The sequence below is a fragment of the Pedobacter steynii genome (genome assembly GCF_900103665.1).
GTDB lineage: Bacteria > Bacteroidota > Bacteroidia > Sphingobacteriales > Sphingobacteriaceae > Pedobacter > Pedobacter steynii.
Genome location: NZ_FNGY01000008.1, coordinates 238,101 through 256,486 on the forward strand (window position 1 = coordinate 238,101; position 18,386 = coordinate 256,486).

At 42.4% G+C, this 18,386-nt stretch carries 20 protein-coding genes; 11 read left to right on the forward strand and 9 right to left on the reverse strand.

Annotation, left to right across the window (positions count from 1 at the left end; all coding sequences use genetic code 11):
• Positions 1–4 precede the first annotated feature (4 nt).
• The 3 genes from BLQ87_RS22390 to BLQ87_RS22400 all read left to right on the forward strand — a co-directional run bounded on the left by BLQ87_RS22390 (position 5) and on the right by BLQ87_RS22400 (position 1,713).
• Positions 5–583 carry an NAD(P)H-dependent oxidoreductase gene (locus BLQ87_RS22390; RefSeq protein ID WP_074611149.1) on the forward strand — a complete coding sequence of 193 codons (579 nt, stop codon included), beginning with the start codon at positions 5–7 and terminating at the stop codon, positions 581–583.
• 29 nt (positions 584–612) lie between these two features.
• The gene (locus BLQ87_RS22395) at positions 613–1,224 is read left to right on the forward strand and encodes an ExbD/TolR family protein (RefSeq protein ID WP_074611150.1); all 612 of its coding nucleotides are present in this window, start codon (positions 613–615) and stop codon (positions 1,222–1,224) included.
• Positions 1,225–1,401: 177 nt separating this feature from the next.
• On the forward strand, positions 1,402–1,713 hold the full coding sequence (locus tag BLQ87_RS22400) for a hypothetical protein (protein ID WP_074611151.1): 312 nt from the start codon (positions 1,402–1,404) through the stop codon (positions 1,711–1,713).
• Positions 1,714–1,777: 64 nt separating this feature from the next.
• Here BLQ87_RS22400 and BLQ87_RS22405 read toward each other — a convergent pair whose 3' ends face one another.
• Positions 1,778–2,179 carry a GNAT family N-acetyltransferase gene (locus tag BLQ87_RS22405; protein WP_245723905.1) on the reverse strand — a complete coding sequence of 134 codons (402 nt, stop codon included), beginning with the start codon at positions 2,177–2,179 and terminating at the stop codon, positions 1,778–1,780.
• Between the two features lie 36 nt (positions 2,180–2,215).
• Here BLQ87_RS22405 and BLQ87_RS22410 point away from each other — a divergent pair, with 36 nt between their 5' ends.
• The 4 genes from BLQ87_RS22410 (at position 2,216) to BLQ87_RS22425 (ending at position 5,804) form a co-directional block, all read left to right on the forward strand.
• Positions 2,216–3,739 carry an aminotransferase-like domain-containing protein gene (locus BLQ87_RS22410; RefSeq protein WP_245723906.1) on the forward strand — a complete coding sequence of 508 codons (1,524 nt, stop codon included), beginning with the start codon at positions 2,216–2,218 and terminating at the stop codon, positions 3,737–3,739.
• Positions 3,740–3,768: 29 nt separating this feature from the next.
• On the forward strand, positions 3,769–4,242 hold the full coding sequence (locus tag BLQ87_RS22415) for a hypothetical protein (RefSeq protein WP_074611152.1): 474 nt from the start codon (positions 3,769–3,771) through the stop codon (positions 4,240–4,242).
• 172 nt (positions 4,243–4,414) lie between these two features.
• Entirely contained in the window at positions 4,415–5,215 is an 801-nt protein-coding gene (locus tag BLQ87_RS22420) for a metallophosphoesterase family protein (RefSeq protein ID WP_074611153.1), read from the forward strand.
• Positions 5,196–5,804: a hypothetical protein gene (locus BLQ87_RS22425; RefSeq protein ID WP_245723907.1), complete on the forward strand. Its 609-nt coding sequence runs from the start codon at positions 5,196–5,198 to the stop codon at positions 5,802–5,804. The genes BLQ87_RS22420 and BLQ87_RS22425 overlap by 20 nt, the downstream gene beginning before the upstream one ends.
• Positions 5,805–5,844: 40 nt before the next feature.
• Here the strand turns inward: BLQ87_RS22425 and BLQ87_RS22430 are convergent, their stop codons facing one another.
• From BLQ87_RS22430 to BLQ87_RS22445, 4 genes are read right to left on the reverse strand one after another with little or no spacing between them, the layout of a single operon-like run.
• A complete protein-coding gene (locus BLQ87_RS22430) occupies positions 5,845–7,350 on the reverse strand; it encodes a helix-hairpin-helix domain-containing protein (protein ID WP_074611154.1) in 1,506 nt (501 codons plus the stop codon).
• Positions 7,351–7,358: 8 nt separating this feature from the next.
• The gene (locus tag BLQ87_RS22435; RefSeq protein ID WP_074611155.1) at positions 7,359–8,600 is read right to left on the reverse strand and encodes a PP2C family serine/threonine-protein phosphatase; all 1,242 of its coding nucleotides are present in this window, start codon (positions 8,598–8,600) and stop codon (positions 7,359–7,361) included.
• 8 nt (positions 8,601–8,608) lie between these two features.
• Positions 8,609–9,661 carry a TerY-C metal binding domain-containing protein gene (locus BLQ87_RS22440; protein WP_074611156.1) on the reverse strand — a complete coding sequence of 351 codons (1,053 nt, stop codon included), beginning with the start codon at positions 9,659–9,661 and terminating at the stop codon, positions 8,609–8,611.
• Positions 9,662–9,675: 14 nt separating this feature from the next.
• Entirely contained in the window at positions 9,676–10,311 is a 636-nt protein-coding gene (locus BLQ87_RS22445) for a vWA domain-containing protein (protein WP_074611157.1), read from the reverse strand.
• A 199-nt stretch (positions 10,312–10,510) separates the two neighbouring features.
• Here BLQ87_RS22445 and BLQ87_RS22450 point away from each other — a divergent pair, with 199 nt between their 5' ends.
• Positions 10,511–13,129, forward strand: a complete 2,619-nt coding sequence (locus BLQ87_RS22450; protein ID WP_074611158.1) for a sensor histidine kinase — start codon at positions 10,511–10,513, stop codon at positions 13,127–13,129.
• Between the two features lie 7 nt (positions 13,130–13,136).
• Here BLQ87_RS22450 and BLQ87_RS22455 read toward each other — a convergent pair whose 3' ends face one another.
• A complete protein-coding gene (locus tag BLQ87_RS22455; RefSeq protein ID WP_074611159.1) occupies positions 13,137–13,712 on the reverse strand; it encodes a TerD family protein in 576 nt (191 codons plus the stop codon).
• An 86-nt stretch (positions 13,713–13,798) separates the two neighbouring features.
• Between BLQ87_RS22455 and BLQ87_RS22460 the strand changes: the two genes are divergently transcribed.
• Positions 13,799–14,524, forward strand: coding sequence for a class I SAM-dependent methyltransferase (locus BLQ87_RS22460; protein ID WP_074611248.1), 726 nt, complete (start codon positions 13,799–13,801; stop codon positions 14,522–14,524).
• A 3-nt stretch (positions 14,525–14,527) separates the two neighbouring features.
• Positions 14,528–15,733, forward strand: coding sequence for an MFS transporter (locus BLQ87_RS22465; RefSeq protein WP_074611160.1), 1,206 nt, complete (start codon positions 14,528–14,530; stop codon positions 15,731–15,733).
• Positions 15,734–15,739: 6 nt separating this feature from the next.
• Here BLQ87_RS22465 and BLQ87_RS22470 read toward each other — a convergent pair whose 3' ends face one another.
• Both BLQ87_RS22470 and BLQ87_RS22475 read right to left on the reverse strand, forming a co-directional pair.
• A complete protein-coding gene (locus BLQ87_RS22470) occupies positions 15,740–16,078 on the reverse strand; it encodes a cupin domain-containing protein (protein ID WP_074611249.1) in 339 nt (112 codons plus the stop codon).
• A gap of 81 nt (positions 16,079–16,159) precedes the next feature.
• On the reverse strand, positions 16,160–16,729 hold the full coding sequence (locus BLQ87_RS22475; protein ID WP_074611161.1) for a porin family protein: 570 nt from the start codon (positions 16,727–16,729) through the stop codon (positions 16,160–16,162).
• A 650-nt stretch (positions 16,730–17,379) separates the two neighbouring features.
• Between BLQ87_RS22475 and BLQ87_RS22480 the strand changes: the two genes are divergently transcribed.
• Positions 17,380–18,126, forward strand: a complete 747-nt coding sequence (locus tag BLQ87_RS22480) for a LytR/AlgR family response regulator transcription factor (protein WP_074611162.1) — start codon at positions 17,380–17,382, stop codon at positions 18,124–18,126.
• Positions 18,127–18,148: 22 nt separating this feature from the next.
• Here the strand turns inward: BLQ87_RS22480 and BLQ87_RS33865 are convergent, their stop codons facing one another.
• A complete protein-coding gene (locus BLQ87_RS33865) occupies positions 18,149–18,319 on the reverse strand; it encodes a hypothetical protein (RefSeq protein WP_172664944.1) in 171 nt (56 codons plus the stop codon).
• Between the last annotated feature and the right edge of the window lie 67 nt (positions 18,320–18,386).

Consider the following 18,386-nt stretch of genomic DNA (forward strand, 5'->3'; position numbering starts at 1 on the left):
CAAAATGACCAAAATACTTATTATAAACGGACACCCCAACAAGGAAAGTTTCAATCAGGCACTGGCGATAGCTTACGAAGATGGCGCAATAAAATCAGGTGCTGCCGTATCCATGATCCATATCCGGGAACTTCAGTTTAACCCAAACTTACAATTCGGTTATACCAAACGAATGGAGCTGGAGCCGGATTTACTGGACAGTCTCGAGAAAATAAAAGCCGCAGATCACCTCGTTTGGATTCATCCCGTTTGGTGGGGCGGTATGCCAGCCATTATGAAAGGGTTTATTGACCGGCTGTTTCTTCCGGGACTTACTTATCAATACCGTGAAAATTCCATGTGGTGGGACAAACTGCTGAGCGGTAAAACTGCGCGGATCATCACTACACTGGATCAGCCGGGATGGTATTACCGTTTGATGTACGGCAGACCAAGTGTCAATCAATTGAAAAAAAGCACGCTGGAGTTCTGTGGGATCAAGCCCGTAAAGGTGACTTATGTTGGCATCATCAAAACCGCTACACCTGAACAAAGACAAAAGTGGATCAACCAGATTTTTAACTTAGGTCTGCAACAACGCTAATTCTATTATCTACCCGTAAATTTATAATTATGCCAAGAGTAAAAGTGCAAAGAAAGGCGTTGACCATCGATATGACGGCCATGACGGATGTCTCGTTCCTGCTCCTCACCTTTTTTATTTTAACTGCCACCGCAAAACAGCCAGATCCGCTAGATGTAAAAATTCCAACCTCTACGTACACGATTAAGGTGCCCGACAAGGATATTGCCATCCTGACGATTGGGAAAGGAAAGGTTTTCTTTGAGGCTACCGGCCAGGACATCAAAATCGCCATGCTGGAAAAGATTGGCGCGCAATATAAAATCGCGTTTAGCGCTGAGGAAAAAAAAAGATTTAGTGTAATCGGTTCTTTTGGGGTGCCTGTTCAAAGCCTTAAAGCCTACATCATGATGGACGGTACAAAACGAACCGCTTCTGGGCTGGAAACCGGAATCCCTGCTGATTCGGCAAACAACCAGCTTGCAGATTGGGTATTGCATTCCAGGCAAGCGGTCGCTGAATTGCATGCCACCGCGATGAGGGTAAGTGTTAAAGGAGATGCAGAAGAAGAATATCCTTCTGTTAAAAAGATTATTGACGTCCTGCAAAAACAAAAAATCAATAAGTTTAGTCTGCTGACGAACGCAGAAGCTGCTCCATAAATTATAATTATTGCTTCCTTATGCTACAAAGTGTAGAACATCTCTACAGTTAATTTAACTGGTAATTATATAAGTTGCTGTTTATCAGGTGTGTGCCAGGTTGATGTCGTTGTGGCATCATTATTAAACATAGCCTAAACGTAACTAACAAGAATAATAACTGAAATACAATAGCATATGAAAAAGATCATTTTATCAGCAGCATTTTTAGCTTTCGCAGGAATATCAGCAGCAAACGCAACTGAAGTAAAAGCTCCGGTAGCCATTACAGTTAAACAAGATAGTACTACAAAAACTCCTGTAGAATTAAAAGATCTACCTGAAGCAGTAAAAACAACCTTGCAATCAGAACCTGTTAAAGCATGGACTCCAACCGCTGCTTTCCTGGTAACGAATGCAGATAAAACTCAATACTACCAGATTGATGTGAAAAAAGAAGCAGAAACTGCTTCCCTCAAAATTGGTACAGACGGTAAAGTGATTCAATAGATCCCTATTAATCCATCAACATGTATGTTTAAAAAAGGGGTCGGAGCAATCCGGCCCTTTTTTATTATGCCTCTCTTTTTATTATAAAAGCATTGTCAAGATGGTCCATCCCAATTCTGGGATAATACGTCATCGCCGTTGGCGCCGACAACAATAGCAGCATCGACTCCGCTCCTATACATTCTTTGGTTAGTGCAACCAAATGTTTTCCTATTCCACTTTTCTGGTAATCCAGGTGAACAGCAAGGTCTGAAAGATAACAGGAATAACAGAAATCTGTGAGCGACCTGGCAATCCCCACCAATGTTGCTCCATCCCATGCGGTAACTACCAGATTGGAGTTCGCATACATCTTATATATTCTTTCAAAATCACCTGTAGGTCTGTTTAAGCCGGAACTAACGTACAATGCTATGATTTCAGCAGTATCGGGACATAAGTCGGTTTTATAAGTAATGTTCATCATATCGGTTGTTTATTTTTATTCAAAAGTAAGGTGTATATGGACTACCTTTACTGTCCAGATTTAAAAAACAGAGTAGTCCAGATGCTTCCATTTACCACCCTCCTGTCTATCGACAAAGAATCTCCGCAACCGATCTATCTTCAGATCGCGAACAATGTCGTGAACATCATCCGAGAAGGACAGATTAAGCCTGGAACCATGCTCCCGGGCACGCGTGAGCTGGCTAAGCTTTTGAATATTCACAGGAAAACCGTTATTGCTGCTTACGACGAACTTTATGCGCAAAGCTGGATAGACGTGATTCCAAGAAAAGGTGCAATGATTGCACAAAACCTTCCTGATTTGAAGCCACAACGCTGGAATGAACCCAGGTTGAGTTCCTATGGGGAATTTCTGACGGTACCTTTTTATCCAATGGACACCCAAACTCCTGTTTCTTCTGCCCCTGTTTTGAGGCTTCCGGAATTCATCATTGATGAAGGGTACCCGGATTCCAGACTGGCGCCCTTAGACCTACTAAACAGGGAGTATAGGAATCGGGCGAAGCAGGCAGCAGCAAGGAAATGGCTTCCAGGAACTTTAGCCGGGGGATCGCCATTGCTTAGAGAGGCGTTGGTGAGTTATCTTTTGGAAAGCCGTGGGCTAAATATTCAAACGCAGCATACCATGGTTACCCATGGGGCACAAATGAGCATTTACATTGCCGCCAGTTTGTTATTACAAGCCGGAGATCACGTTATCGTAGGTGATCCGAGCTATTTCCTGGCCAATAAGGTGTTCGAGAAGCTGGGCGCGCGTTTGATTAAAGTTCCCGTTGATGCCCATGGAATGGACATGGATGCTGTAGAGCAGGCCTGTAAAAAGCATAAGGTCAATGTGCTTTATGTGATTCCACATCACCATCATCCAACTACAGTCACGTTGAGCCCGGAGCGGCGAATGAGGTTACTGGAACTCTCAAGGAGGTTTGATTTTGCGATTATTGAAGATGATTATGATTACGAATTTCATTACAGCTCTGCACCATATCTTCCTCTGGCGAGTGGCCAGCATGAAGGAAGGGTCATCTATATCGGCTCCTTTTCAAAGTCTATTGCTTCTTCCGTAAGGATCGGCTTTATGATTGCCCCCGCAGACTTTATCCGGCAGGCGATTCAGTTGAGGCTGATGATCGATTTGCGGGGTGACCATATTCTCGAGGACGCGCTTGCAGTATTGATTCAAAACGGAGATGTCGGCCGCTATTTGAAAAAGGCGAACAAGGCCTATTTTGACAGGCTGAATAACATTTGTACGTCCTTACAGGAACTGAAAGGGATCATTGATTTTGAGCGGCCTTCTGGTGGAATGGCAATTTGGGCACGTTTTAATAAAGACTATCCCCTGGCAAAAGTGGCCGATGCTGCTGCTGCAAAGGGTTTGTACATTAGTCGTGGTTTTCAATCTCATGGCAACCTGAGGGATGGCAATTCTATCCGGATGGGTTTTGCGGCAATGAACATCGGGGAGATGAATGCAGCAATTGAAATCCTCAGTAAGGTATTAAAAGCTAAAATATAATGTAGCTTTGGGCTTGCTAAAGGCCAGTTATGAGAACAACGATCAATCAATTGACAAAGGGGAAATATGTATTCTTCGGAGCTCCGGAACAACAGCAGGGAGAGAATCTGCTCGTTCCCTATTTTACGGCCAGTGGATTAAGTATTACTGAGGAAGATGGTGTCTTATCGGGTAAGGTACAGTTGTTTGACATCAGTAACCTCATTTCTAAAAGGTCCGTATATGTGGATAGCCAAAGGTCTATTGAAGCCCATAAACTGTATACCTGGCCTGCAAAACTTGGCGATCCGAATGCCTGGGCGGACAGCAAACGGATATTTTTCGAAGATCATTTGATCGATCACCCTGTTGAAATCCTTTTTGAACTTGGAGAAGATCAGGTAAGCTGGAAGTACATCAGTCCGGAGACATTTTTTGAAGCTTGTTCTGCTGCTTCAACTCCGGCTGAATTTAAAAAAATTGAAGCCACCCTGGATTTAAAACACAAAGTTACGGAACAATAAGGGCCAGATTATCCTCCTGGTCTATCATTTTATCAAGTTCAGTATTGATTTTGGTGTTTAACAGAATTGTTAAATCAATGCCATTTAATGGTTATAGGAATGCCATATCCCGGTTTTTGCCTTTTTACCCGCTGCGGATAGTACTAAGTTTGGCTGAAATAGCAGATTTTAAATGAGAATGTTTTTAGTACCGGCATTAATTACCGTGATGGGATTAATGAGTTGTAACAACTTTGAATATAGTCCCAATCAGGTGTTCGACAAGAATTCGTATAAAGACATCAATGCAGGTAATCTTAAACGCCTGGGCGATGGCCGTAAGGACGATACGGTTCGTTTTATATTGAGCGGTGATACCCAACGATCCCGTGATGAAACGATCAGGTTCACCAAAAAGGCAAACGAAATACCGGGTATAGATTTCGTCGTTGTTGCCGGAGACATTACCGAATATGGTGTATTACAGGAAATGGAATGGATCAGCCGGAGCTTATCAAAGTTAAAAGCACCCTATGTAGCCGTAATTGGAAACCACGACCTCACTTCCCGTGGCAGAGAGGCTTTTATGAATATGTTTGGTCCGCTTAATTATTCCTTTGTCTACGGAGGTGTGAAATTTGTTTGTCATGATACCAATAGCAGGGAGCATAAATTTAATGGGGAAGCGCCTAATATTCCCTGGTTAAAAGCGGAATTGCAGGCACAGGAAGGGGTAAATAATTATATTGCCATTTCCCATGTTCCTCCAAATTCGGCAGATTTCGATCCCAAGCTGATTGCTGACTACACCGCTACTTTTGCCGCAGTTCCAGGTTTTTTGGCTTCCCTGCATGCACATACCCACAGATATGAGCTTTTTTATCCCGATAACTCCGGGATCCCCTACTTCGTTACGAGCGCGATGGGAAATGAAGAGTTTTTATTAATAGAAATCATTAATCATAAATTAAGTTTTGAACGGATTCATTTTTAAAATCATATGCCTCGGCTTATTGCTGCTTGTTGCGGGGACAACGAAAGTCTCTGCCCAACATTTGAAATTTCTGATTCCCGATAATGCCATTGTTCAGTTTGCCGGGAGTATCGGTTATTTTAGTGTGGGTGCCGGTTATGATTTATTCAAAAACAAGCGGGGAATCCTGGATTTCAACTACGGATATGTTCCCGCTTCTAAAGGAGGCGAATTGAATATTGTTACCGCTAAATTTGCCTATAAGGCATATGAGGTCAAGCTCAGGGACTGGGGAAAATTATATCCTTTTAATCCTGGTTTCTTTCTGAGTTATACTTTTCACCCTGAGCTCTCCTATCGTTTTAACAGAAACAGGTATTCTTCTGATTATTACCGTTGGTCTGAAGCCTTAAGGCCACACCTCTCTATTGCTACGGAGATCGAGTTCAACGGTGATAAGCTGATGAAAGGATCAGGAATAAAAGCGGTCAGTTTGTATACAGAATTCAATACCAATGATTATTACCTGATCAATTACATCCAGAATACCTCATCGCTTACCCTTGCAGATATTTTCCAGTTGGGAATAGGACTACGGGTTAAGTTTTAAGGTTCTTTTGTATAATTCAAAGGAAGGAAATTATAACCTTTTATCCAACAATGGTAACCAGTGCGACTCTGCCGCCCTCTTCACTGGAAAATAAGATCTTTTTCCCTGCTGTGAGTTCCACAAAGCCTCCGATAGGGATATCGGCCTGTTCGGTTACATCTCTTAGGGAAGTCAGTGTTTGGTTTACAAGGACCCATTTGTCATTGTGTTTCACAAAATAACCGGCAGGTACTTTATCTGCGGCTGTTAGCTTTTCATTCCTGAGGATGTTCCTGTTCACATGCCATGGAAACAGGTATTGATTGGTATAGACCATTAGTCGGTGCTGTTCGGGGCGGTAAGCGCCCTCAGCAGATTTAAAATACAGGTCCAGTACGGGCAAGCTTCCCGAATGGACTTGTCCGCAGAAGGGACATTTGGGTTGCGTGGTATTGTCAAAAACATACCACTTTTGTACACAGGCAGGATTACTGCAAGGTTGTAACAGGTCGCTTGTTTTCATCAATGCCTGCTCCCAGATGTCTGCTGCCGGCCGCGATGCCGGATGATGCAGTCCTTTGACAAAAGCCTGGTCAAACAATTCAGAAAGGTAAGGTCCGGTAAGGGTGTAAGGTAATTTCGTTACATCTCCCCAGGGTTGCTCCCATTTTGACAGCTGGTTTACTTTGGGCCGGTTGCTCAGGTCTGTCGGATGCTCTATAAATAAGGCATGTGCTCCCATAGCCAGCAGGTTGTCTGTTTCAGGATCAAGGTCATGGACTTTTCCCCCAAGCAGCGGGTGACGGTGCAACAGATACATATAGATCAGTACGGGAAGAGAATGCAGGTCTGTTTCTCTCCTGGGTAGTTTTCTATTGGGATCAGATTTGTTCAGGTGTTTTGTAGCCATTACTTCCGGAGCGATAAATTCGGCAGTGCCGATCACTTCTGCGGGAAACAAACCGGGAACCACCAGGCCATCCAGATCTATCATACATGCCGATTTGCTCACCGGATCTACCAATACATTGTTATAAGACAAGTCGGAATGTGCGAGGCCCATTGCATGCATCTTTTTTACTCCCCGACAAAGGTTTACGCAGATTTGGAGGTAGCTCATCCAATTGCCCAATTCTGAAGCGGCAATTCTTAAAGGGAAATTCGGATTCCTGAACTTAGAGCCGGCAAACCATTTCCCGTTTTTCTCTCCGCCCAAAATGAGGTCATTCTTCTCATATCCTTTGGAAAAGAAGAACTTTGGTGCATATATCGGAACGATGATTCCTGTAAGACCTTTCCATTCTATAACATCTGTAGGCCATCGGTAAACCTCATTGAGGTAATAATCCCCAGCTTCCTTGCTACTGATCTGTTGTAGGTAGTGACCGGTAATTCTTTTTAGCCGTTCTTTTTGATTCTCATCCAGGGGTTCTCTGAAAATGGCCACCACATATTGTTTGTCTACACTAAAGTAAACGTCTTTGAGGCCACCTTTTTTGGGCGCTCCGTTATCATAATACTGGTATCTTTTTTTGGTATATGGAGATTCTACGGTTACAACTGCCATTGCTAAATTTAATAAATGATTACTAAAGTTCGGTCATCATGGTTTCCGGTACTCCAGAAGTCCATCCATTGGGAAAGCGCAGCGCCCAGATCCACCTTTCCCTCTTTAAAGTCCACCCGATGGCTTTCCGGATTGTTTCCCTCCAAATCTGCAATAAGTTGGTTCCACATTGCAGGTTGTGCGAGCTTAAAGGTCGTCTCAAATTTAGCATCATAGATTCCATCGGTCATCATCATGAGGTAAGAGAAATCAGAAACTATTCTGGCTGAGAACCGGCTGGAAAAATCCTGATGTTCGAATATCTCCGGCATCGTGATGAAACGTGTGGCTCCTCCATATGCTCCGGAATCTAACCAGTTTAATAACATAATGTTATTTTTCTCTTTGTCTAATAGTGCTATAGGACAATCACCTACACTAAAAGTTAAGATCAACCAACCTTGTTCGGATTCCTTAATCAGGCATAATGCAAGTGTAGAATGGAGGTCGGAAAGTTCAGCTTCCAGGTTCCCTGCCAATGTTTCCAGTTCGGCATATAGCTGCTGTATGACTGGGCTGAGGAATGTGGTTGCGATTTGCTGAAACTGGTGTTCAGCTGGATTTTCAGTAGTATTACCCGCTTTTTTTAACGCTCCTTCCAGGGCTTCGTAGGCTGAATCCGGTAATTCCTTCAAATGGCTGATTACCGTTTCACAGACCACTTTTGAACCTAGTCTGGACAAGCGGGCACTTCCTGCCCCATCTGATACCGCTAAGATATTCCAGCCTTCAAAACCCGTATTTCCCAGAGCGTAGTGGTCTTCCCGGAACTTGCCGGCATTTGCATGTGCTCTTCCTCTTTTTGAGGCCGCTACAAACTGTTTAGTTCCAAAAGGTTGTTGTATATGCACTTCATCAGCTTTCCACCAGGGATCATTTTTATCACTTTCCAGTGTTTTCCATAAGGAACGCGGATCCGGATTTACTGCAAAAGGAACTTTTTTTTCCATCGTTTCTCCCGCAACAAGAAGATGAAAAACAAGTTTAACATCTGCAGATTCCAAGGGAATTCCACTTAAGGTATTGCTATCTGTAGTGTAGGTTAACCCGATCTGTTCCAGTCCGGTTATAGCTGATATGATCACCTCGTTCCAATCGTCTCCTTCCAGGTCAAGAACCACCTGGTAAGCTTTACCTACCGTGGCATTTGGCAGTACAATACGTTTCTCTTCCAGGCTTTTCCTCCTTTGAAATATTTCCCATTTTTCCATCTTTCTTCCTATCCCTGAGTTCTGCTAATGTCGAAACCACCACCACCTGTTCCATATTGTGCCTTTGTATTGCACCATGGGCAGGTACTGTATTCTTCTTCTCCGATGCAGTGAATTTTACCACAGGAACAGATGGCAAGACCATATTGATTGCCGCAGGAAGGGCATGTCGGTGCGCCGATCAGCTCTTCGCTGTTGATCTTAAAGGAATTGACAGATTGGTCAGAAAGTTCGTAATAAGAATTGTCGACCTGGAATGCACCGTTAAGTTTATAGGCAACAGTTTGAAGGCCAAGGTCAGAGAATGGGGAATCATTTAAAACCTTTCTGTATTTCATCAGGTAAGGTCTTTTGGTATTCTGGCATTTCGCGGCAAGGACTACGTAATTTGGATCAATATATTCCTGAGGCATGGTTTTCTTGCTCAGGTCAATCTTACTGATTACCTGATCATCCAGTTTGGCCAGCTCAAAACCTGAAGTGCTGTTATCTACACTGACACTGCTGGTTTTAATAGAGTCTGTTACCCATTTAAAAAATGCGGTGTATTGTTCTGTGCTGCTATTGTTAAACATCAGCACATGCTCTGTTAGTTCAGTTAACAGAGAAAGATCTGTTTCCTGTCCAAAAGAGATGGCCACCAGATTGGTTGATTTCTGCCAGTTCTGTTTCCACTCCTGAATTGCGGAGCGGGTATCGTCTGTAGGGACTCCGTCGGTAAGCAGGAAGATGATTGGCTTCCAGTCTCCCTTTTGCTCATGGGTGGTTTTAATCACATTTGACCTTAGTTCGTACATCAGGTGGCCCAGCCCCTTACTCAGGGAAGTTCCTCCGCCAATGGGAAACCTGGGTGGGTAGAAATCGGCGATTTCCTGTAGCGGAACAATGGTCTTCGCCTGTCCGGCAAAAACCAATACAGAGACCCAAACCGTTTCTATGGCATATGGGTCTGATTTTAAAGCTTTAATAATGTTGGCCATTCCTTCTTCAACATGTTGAATAGGTTCGCCAATCATGGATTCAGAAATATCGATAAGAAAGTATATAGGAAGTCTTCTCATGTGATGGAATAGGATCAGATAATTAAGTGGATTTCGGACGGCGGCGGTGGCAGGGTAATACTTTCTGTAGTTCCCATAGACTTATTGCCCTGGTCTATGGTATCGGAAACCCATTTAAAGAATTGTTTCAGTGTGCTGCTATCAGCAGTATCCAGGTGAACTACCGTATCTGTTAATTCCTTTAAAATGGAGTCGTCTGCCAGATGTCCGGCAGCGCAGGCCACAATGGAGGCGAAATTTAAGGCTTTGACTTTAGGGATCATCTCTCTGTACAGCTTCAGATCAGAAGGTTTGCCATCGGTAAACAGGAAAAATAAGGGACGCCAGTCTGCACTTTGTTCATCTGTAGCTTTCCGGATTTCAGCCGTTGCTTTTCCATGTAACAATTCCAGTCCCTGGCCCATATGCGTAGGTCCGCTCTGAGGGCACAGGATTTCGGGCAGCTGGAAATGAACCAATTCAGTTAAGGGAACAAGCTCCTTTACTTCTCTATCGAATGTAATGATGCTGATCCATAAGGAATCCAGCGCCTGTGCATCGGTTCTTAAGGTGCTCAGCATTCCGTTTAAAGCATTATTTAACGCTTGAATAGGCTCTCCATACATCGACCCGGATGTATCCAGCAAAAAATAAACAGGTAATCTTCTCATCTAATTTTTCAAAAAGGTAATCAGCTAAACGCTGTGGTATATGTTCTTATGAATAGGTTAAAGTTAATTGGTTTTTTACATATAAAATAATTAATTCAGAGGCCATAGTTGTTTTTCTACTTTAATTAAATACCATTTGTTTTATATTCATATCATAGAATTATGTCTATCTTAATCGGACTCATCAGCTATCATCCTTATGAAAAACATACTGAGAATCCTTCTTTTTGAGGACCCTAAAGAAAATAAAGGGGAAGTTGTTGCTGCATTAAGGCACTCAGGTACTGAGATTAACCTCTTAGAGGTCTATGCGCTGAAAGACTATGCGGAGGCATTGAAAGAATTCTGTCCTGACCTGATATTGGCCTCGTTTTCGGAAGCTGACTCGATCGGACATCGGGCTTTTCAGTTAGGAAAAGCCATTGATCAGCAACTTATTTTTATAGGAATCAGTAGTGTTGAATTTGAAAATGAGGGGCTGAAACTACTGGAGGCCGGAGCTGCGGACTACTTTTTAAGAGACCGGTTGACGCGTCTGCCTTTCGCCATGCTGCAGGCATTGGAAAAAGCAAAGTTAAAAGAGCGGGAAACGCAGCAAGTTCAGTTGCTTCAGAAGATTCCTTCTGCAGTTGCCATTGTGATTGGACCAAAGCATGTATTTCAATTCGCAAATTCCTTTTATCAACAGCTGACTGGAAAAGAAGATGTTCATGGTCAGTGCTTATGCGAGGTCTTTACAGATCCGGGGCAGCAGTTTATTGCAGAGGTTGCCGATCAGGTTTATAAAAGCGGTGAAACTTTTATGGATAAGGAAGTCTTTGTTAAGCTCGACGAAGGGATTGATGGAAATCCGCTTTTGACTACTTTATACATCAATTTTACTATTCAGGCCTTGCGCAATCATAGCGGAGCAATAGAGGGGCTGTTGATTTTTGGAATTGATGTGACCGAACAGGTGCAGTCGCGCAAGGAAACGGAACAGGTAAATCAGGAAATTGACAAGTTGTTTGACGCGGTTAACGAAGGGTTCTACCTGAAAGATATTGTAAATAATAAATATATTCAGCTGTCTGCGGGCTGTCCTAAAATATACGGCTATACGAGTACAGAGTTCCATGAGAACCCTGATTTATGGTATGAGGTGATTTATCCTGAAGACCGGTTTATCGTTGAGCGGGATAATGTATTGCTCCTAAAAGGTGAGCAGGTGAAAAGTCAGTACCGGATTGCCCATAAGGATAAAAGTATGAGGTGGCTGGAGGTCAGGGCTTTGCCAAATCTCGTAAATGGGAAGCTCATCAGTGTCGAGGGGGTGGTGAGCGACATCACCCAACGAAAGTTTTCCGAGGAAAAGATCAGACTGGCAGAGGCTGGTCTTTCTGAAGCTCAGAAGATGGCGCAGATTGGCAGCTGGAATTACGATTTGGTCAGGCAGGAACTCACCTGGTCTGACGGTTTGAAAGAAATCTATTGGGGAGATGAATCCCTTATTCCGGCCAATCAATATTTTGAAAATCTTGTTCATCCTGATGACCGGCTAAGGCTGGAGTACGAAGTCAGTAAACTGAAGCGCAGCGGAAAGAATATGAAGACCAGTTTCAGGATCATCAATTCTAAAGGGAAAGTCAAAATTCTGACTGGTGAGAACCGCATTGAGCTGGATAAGGAAGGTAAGCCCATCCGCCTCTATGGCATCTTACAGGATGTCACTTCGTTGAAAATTGCAGAAGAAACGCTAAAGAAATCAGAAGCCAACCTGCGAACTTTACTGAACCATACCGATGCGGCTTACATTCTGGTAGACCATCAGTTGAAAATTGTTTCTTATAGTCATCTGGCGCAGGAAATCGCCGAATTCAGGGGGTACTCGAAGCCCTATGAAGGCACTCATATTTTCGATTACTTCGTAGAACAGAAGCGCTCTAAGCTGGAGAAAATCATTGAAGAGGTGACCAATGGAAAGAACATCTCTTATGAGATTAAGGTGAAGGAAAAGAGTGAGCAGTACAAATGGTATGCAATTAAATGGGTCGGTGTTAATGATAATGAACATAAAAACTGGGGCTTCATACTTTCGATAAAAGACATTACGCAGGTGAAGATACTGGCGGATCAGCAAAATCTGATCACCTCAGAGCTGATCAGAAGAAATAAAGACCTGGAACAGTTTACCTATGTGGTTTCTCACAACCTGCGTGCTCCCGTTGCCAACATCATCGGGCTTAGTGAATTGATGAGGACTACCGGTTTAGACCAGCAGGGCCAGGCCGAACTGATGCATGGCCTGCAGACTTCGATCAGGAACCTTGATACCGTGATCAAAGATCTCAACTATGTTTTACAGGTGAAAAAAGACGCGCCCGGACGGATCAAGGAGCCTGTTGATATTCGGGTTCTTGTTGATGAAATCAAACAGAGCATCAACCACCTGGTGATGAAAGAGCAAATGGTTTTTGAATGTGACCTTGAAGTTCAGCAGGCCTATACTATACGTGGTTACCTGTACAACATTTTTTATAATCTGATTTTAAACAGTTTAAAGTATCACAGGACAAACCTTCCCCCCTGTCTTCAAATCAAGTCTTATCTGGCCGGAAACCATTTAAACCTGGTCTTCAAGGATAATGGAAAAGGCATAGACCTGCGTAAATATGGGAATCAGCTGTTTGGCCTTTACAAGCGCTTTGACCTGGAAGTGGAAGGCAAAGGAATGGGGTTATTCATGGTAAAAACCCAGATTGAAGATTTAGGCGGAAGTATTCAGGTGGAAAGCGAACTTGAAAAAGGAACGACATTTCACATCATACTTCCGGTATAGGGCTGATTTATTTAATGATGTCTCCAGTGTAATATTTGGCCAGGAAAAAAGCAAGATCTTCCTTGTAGCCTCTCCCTGAAGCTTCGAATTTCCAACTGCCGTTTCTTTTATAAAGGCGGCCGAATTCAATTGCCGTTTCAATAGAGAAGTCTTCATCCAACTCGTATTTGGCAACCTCCTCCTCTGTGGTATCGTCTACGATTCTGATGTAAGAGCTCCTCACCTGTCCGAAGTTTTGTCTTCTGATTTGCGCTTCATGAATGGTCACTACAAACAGCAGTTCCTGAATGCGGTCGTCCACCAGGGAGAGGTCTACTTTGACGATTTCATCGTCTCCGGTCGCACTATTTCCGCCTGTAGGGTCATCTCCTGTATGAAAGAGTGCTCCATCCGGAGATTTATCATTTCCGTAGAAAACGAAAAACTCTTCTGCAGGGATCATTCTGTTCGCATCGACCATGAAAGCAGAAGCATCAAGGTCAAAATCATGTCCTGTTCCATCATTAGGGTCCCATCCCAGTCCCACACTAATCTTTGATAAACCAATATTAATTTTTTCGCCTTTACGTAAGTTAATTGCCATTTTTTCTCGATTTGAACTTTTTAAAGTTAGCAGGTTTTGCGGGAATGGCAATTCTATTTTTTTATCTTGGCACAAATTTTACAAGTGTGAGCGCAAAAGACTATTCAGCGAAAGCTACCAACCAGGAAATAGAAAACAGATTTGATCAGGATGTGGAACGTTTTTCCAATCTGGACACCGGACAACTGACTACACTGGATGCACCCTTAACCATGGAATTGTGTACTGATGCCGCGAAATATGTGAATCCTGAAGCGAAAGAATTGCTGGATATTGGCTGCGGTGCAGGTAACTATACCCTGAAGATGCTGAGCAAAATTCCAAACCTGAACTGCACTTTAAATGACCTGAGTTTGCCAATGCTGGAAAAGGCAAAGGAAAGGGTAACTGCAGAAACACAGGGAACCGTGACTACGATTCAGTTAGACATGAGGCTCCTGGAACTGGAAGCGCAGCAGTATGACATTATCCTTGCAGCGGCAACTTTGCATCACCTCAGAGGAGATGAAGAGTGGAAGCAGCTGTTTCAGAAGCTATACCATGCACTGAAACCTGGCGGCAGCTTTTGGATTTCCGACCTGATTACACATGATGCCCCTCATTTGAATGCTTTATTCCAACAGAAATATGGCAGTTATCTGGAAAGCCTCGGCGGACCGGAATACCGGGAAAAGGTTTTCGATTATATTGCCTATGAAGATACCCCCCGTTCTATCGGGTATCAGTTGGGGTTAATGGAAGAGGTTGGCTTTAAACATGTGGAAGTGTTGCATAAAAATCTTTGTTTCGCAGCTTTTGGAGGGGTAAAATAAAATATGTCTTTGCTTCAAACTATTGCCGGGAACTATAAAAGGTCGTTCTCCGGATTGAGCCGTGAAACCTGGATTCTGAGTATCGTGATGCTCATTAACCGAAGTGGGTATATGGCAGTACCTTTTATGGGTTTGTATGTGACCCAATCGCTCCACCGTTCTGCGTCTGATGCGGGCTTTATCATCACGCTTTTTGGCCTGGGTTCTATCCTTGGTTCGGCGGCTGGCGGTAAGCTGACTGATGTGATCGGGTTCCGGCCTGTTCAGATCTTTTCGGCAATTATTGGCGGCACATTTTTTCTGTTCTTTGCCAGTATCACCCATTTTCACACACTTTGCATCCTTGCGGTGGTGATTAGTTTCTTTGCGGAAGCTTTTCGTCCCGCCAACTTTGCTGCGATTGCTGCTTATGCTAAACCCGGACTGGAAACCCGGTCTTATTCTTTGAACCGTCTGGCAACCAATATTGGATGGGCATTTGGGGTAAGTATGGGCGGATTGATTGCTTCTTATAACTACAGTTTACTTTTTTATGTAGATGGAATGGTGAGCATTTTTGCAGGATTGAGTATCTTATTTTTCCTGCCAAAGATAAAGGCTTATAGAAAAACAATCAAAGAAAAAGTAAAGGGAATTGTAGTGCGTAAGCCATGGGAAGATGGTCTGTTTATCAGGTTCATCCTGTTGAGCATGATTTTTATCATCTGTTTTTTCCTGATGTTCAGGGTGGTTCCGGTCTTCTTTAAAGAATCCTGGAAGATCAATGAGTTTATGATTGGTCTGATCCTGGGCCTGAATGGGGTAATTATCGCTTTGTTTGAGATGGTGATGGTACACCGGATAGAAGGAAAAAGATCTCCTGTATTTTTCATTACCGTTGGGGTGTTGTTTATTGCGGCATCTTTCCTTGTGCTGATGATCCCATTCGGTTCTCCAGTTTTACTGGGAACTTTATGCATCGTATTTTTTACGGTGGGAGAAATGTTTGCCCTCCCCTTTGTGAACACTTTTGTGATGAGCAGGGCAAACGAGTTTAACAGAGGACAGTACGCTGCCGGTTATATGCTGGTTTGGTCTGTTGCACAAGTGGTGGGACCAACAGCGGGGTTTTACATTGCCGAACACCATGGTTATAATGTACTTTGGCTGATCTTAACTGCTTTATTACTGGCCTGTGCTTATCTGTATAAATTTATGAAAACGGAATAGTCGTTTTTATGCGTTCAGAAAATCTTCACGATGAGGTGTAAAAGCGTCAATCAGGATTCCCGGCTCCAGACAAACACAACCATGAATGGCGTGTGGAGGTACATAAAAGCCATCTCCTTTTCTGATGATTTTCTTTTCTGAGCCAATGGTCATTTCAAATACGCCGCTGTCTACATAAGTAACCTGGGTATGGTGATGTTCGTGTAATGTGCCGATGGCTCCCGCTTCGAATTTCGCTTTGACCAGCATCACCCGTTCGTCATATCCAAAAACCTGTCTTTGAATGCCATTACCAAGATCTTCCCAGGGCATTTCGTTTTCTATTTGAAACAATTCACTTTGCATGTTGAAATAATTATAGCCAAATATAAATAAAGGGGCCAATGAATAATCACCGGCCCCCATTATTTTGTTACGAAAGAAGAATTAGAAAATTTTGAAACCTACAGATAAGTTGTAAATGCCTGTTTTTTCCTGTAATCCTTTGTTGATCTTTGTGAATCCTCTGGTGTAGCGGGCGTCTATGGTTAAACTTCCCAGGTCCACTCCTGCGTTAATTACCCCACCAATATTGAATTTCTTATAATCAAATGAGGTCGGTGAATTTGGTTTATTCAGGGTATAGCTGAAATCTGGCCCTGCGGATACATGCAGGTTAAAGGCCTCAGTATTGATGATTTTATAACCGACCATTAATGGAATGTTCATTTGTTTGAAATTAGGCTTGTAAGTAGATCCGCCATAGCTGTACTCACTTTTAAATGAAGTGTAGTTAATTTCAGGCTGAAAATAAAGGGTTTTACCAATCCTTGCAAATGCACCGATATTGAATCCCATTTTCCCTTTTTCATTAGACAGGCCTTTGAAATCAGAATGTAGGTTTGCAAAGTTTGCTCCTGCTTTAATCCCAAAGTTCAATCCCGGAACTTGTGCCTTAACGGAATTCATACTAAAAATGCTTACAGTAATGATAAGTAGATACTTGATTGTTTTCATTTTGTTGTTCTTTTAAATAATTGATCAATTAATTTGTTGATGATTTACAGGTAAGACAACGAAATCAGAAGATACCCCTACGTCCTTTAAAAAAAAATCCCGGAGTAGCTCCGGGATAGGATGATCTTTCTTTTTGAAAAAAGAATGAAATGAATTATTAAAATGAGTTACTGTTCATTGAAGAAAGGGGAATACTCCCCTTTTTGAATTAACAAACTATATGAGAACGCGAGATGTTTTAGTTCAATTACCTTTAGGGCAGTAATTTGAATAAAAATCCCCGATGCACCTCCATGCATCAGGAATTTTCGTTTTATAGGGGGGATGTCATAAAAGTAGGTAAGATCAGTGATACTGCGAATTCTTTTACGCCAATGAGTGCTTTTACGTGGTGAATAATATGAATTACATGGTGAATGAAAAAGTGACCTTCAAAATCCGTTAAAATCATCCATAACTTGGTGTAAACGCAATAAATCCTAGACTTCTGCATAGAAAATTATAGTTTTATCCCTGAATTTGATTTAACTTTACACATTCTTAATAAAATTCATGAAATAATAAAAAGTATTACGCCAAGGACCTGTTTTGCGTTGTGAATATTTTTAGGTTAGATTTATTAATATTATTCCAATTATAGGAGGAGATCAATGGACAAGAAATTAAACTGCGTAATTATTGACGATGAGAAACACGCTGTAGAACTCCTGGTAGATTATATCAATACCATGCCCAACCTGCAACTTGTAAAATACTTTACAAATCCATTGCAGGCTTTGATGGAAATTTCGGCCAATGACCAGATTGATATTGTGTTTATGGACATGGATATGCCGGGGATGTCAGGAATAGATCTTTCCATTGCCATAAGAGACAAGACTAAGTACCTGGTGGTCACTACCGGGCATTCGAAGTATGCTTATGAAGCGTTTGGTGTTCAGGCCAACGAGTATCTCCTGAAGCCGATTTCCATGAGTAAATTCGCTTTAATGATCAAGAGGCTCCTGAATTCGGAACTTGCCGTAAAAAATACGGTTGCAGCAGATGATTTCTTTTTCATCAAAACAGATCAGGTTCAGAAATATACTAAAATCAATATCAGAGACATCATCATGATTGAGGGTTTAAACAACTATGTGAAGATACATACGGTGAACGAAACGCATGTGGCTTATTTGACGATGAAGGAGTTGGAAACAAAGTTGCAGGACAATCCTAACTTTGTAAGGGTGCAAAGGTCTTTTATCGTATCCATGAATTACATCACTAAAGTAGAGGGATATACGATTATTCTAAGTAATAAAATGGAGGTTCCATTGGGGACGACTTATAAAAAGCAGTTTTTAGTCTTTCTGGGGGAAAAGACAATGAAATCCAAGCGGAATGTGCCCGATTAGATTTCATTGTCTTAAGGCCTCACTAGTGTGCTCCATATCCGGCTATACCACTGGTATGCGATGTTGCACTGGTATTGGTAGGATCGGTATACGTTTTAAAAGTATCAGTATAGTAACCTGATTTACCTTTTTTTGATTTGAACACAAATAATGTGCTTTTCTTTAGATTGATTGCTGTTAGTTCTTTTTTCATGTTCTGTTTTTTTCGGAAAATTAGGCAGGATAACAGGCTTCATGAAAAGTATTACGTTAACACTGAC

Bases quoted from the DNA above. Each gene is read 5' to 3' on its own strand.
- BLQ87_RS22390 (WP_074611149.1), top strand. From the start codon at position 5: ATGACCAAAATACTTATTATAAACGGACACCCCAACAAGGAAAGTTTC.
- BLQ87_RS22395 (WP_074611150.1), top strand. From the start codon at position 613: ATGCCAAGAGTAAAAGTGCAAAGAAAGGCGTTGACCATCGATATGACG.
- BLQ87_RS22400 (WP_074611151.1), top strand. From the start codon at position 1,402: ATGAAAAAGATCATTTTATCAGCAGCATTTTTAGCTTTCGCAGGAATA.
- BLQ87_RS22405 (WP_245723905.1), bottom strand. From the start codon at position 2,179: ATGATGAACATTACTTATAAAACCGACTTATGTCCCGATACTGCTGAA.
- BLQ87_RS22410 (WP_245723906.1), top strand. From the start codon at position 2,216: ATGGACTACCTTTACTGTCCAGATTTAAAAAACAGAGTAGTCCAGATG.
- BLQ87_RS22415 (WP_074611152.1), top strand. From the start codon at position 3,769: ATGAGAACAACGATCAATCAATTGACAAAGGGGAAATATGTATTCTTC.
- BLQ87_RS22420 (WP_074611153.1), top strand. From the start codon at position 4,415: ATGAGAATGTTTTTAGTACCGGCATTAATTACCGTGATGGGATTAATG.
- BLQ87_RS22430 (WP_074611154.1), bottom strand. From the start codon at position 7,350: ATGGCAGTTGTAACCGTAGAATCTCCATATACCAAAAAAAGATACCAG.
- BLQ87_RS22435 (WP_074611155.1), bottom strand. From the start codon at position 8,600: ATGGAAAAATGGGAAATATTTCAAAGGAGGAAAAGCCTGGAAGAGAAA.
- BLQ87_RS22440 (WP_074611156.1), bottom strand. From the start codon at position 9,661: ATGAGAAGACTTCCTATATACTTTCTTATCGATATTTCTGAATCCATG.
- BLQ87_RS22445 (WP_074611157.1), bottom strand. From the start codon at position 10,311: ATGAGAAGATTACCTGTTTATTTTTTGCTGGATACATCCGGGTCGATG.
- BLQ87_RS22450 (WP_074611158.1), top strand. From the start codon at position 10,511: ATGAAAAACATACTGAGAATCCTTCTTTTTGAGGACCCTAAAGAAAAT.
- BLQ87_RS22455 (WP_074611159.1), bottom strand. From the start codon at position 13,712: ATGGCAATTAACTTACGTAAAGGCGAAAAAATTAATATTGGTTTATCA.
- BLQ87_RS22465 (WP_074611160.1), top strand. From the start codon at position 14,528: ATGTCTTTGCTTCAAACTATTGCCGGGAACTATAAAAGGTCGTTCTCC.
- BLQ87_RS22470 (WP_074611249.1), bottom strand. From the start codon at position 16,078: ATGCAAAGTGAATTGTTTCAAATAGAAAACGAAATGCCCTGGGAAGAT.
- BLQ87_RS22475 (WP_074611161.1), bottom strand. From the start codon at position 16,729: ATGAAAACAATCAAGTATCTACTTATCATTACTGTAAGCATTTTTAGT.
- BLQ87_RS22480 (WP_074611162.1), top strand. From the start codon at position 17,380: ATGGACAAGAAATTAAACTGCGTAATTATTGACGATGAGAAACACGCT.
- BLQ87_RS33865 (WP_172664944.1), bottom strand. From the start codon at position 18,319: ATGAAAAAAGAACTAACAGCAATCAATCTAAAGAAAAGCACATTATTT.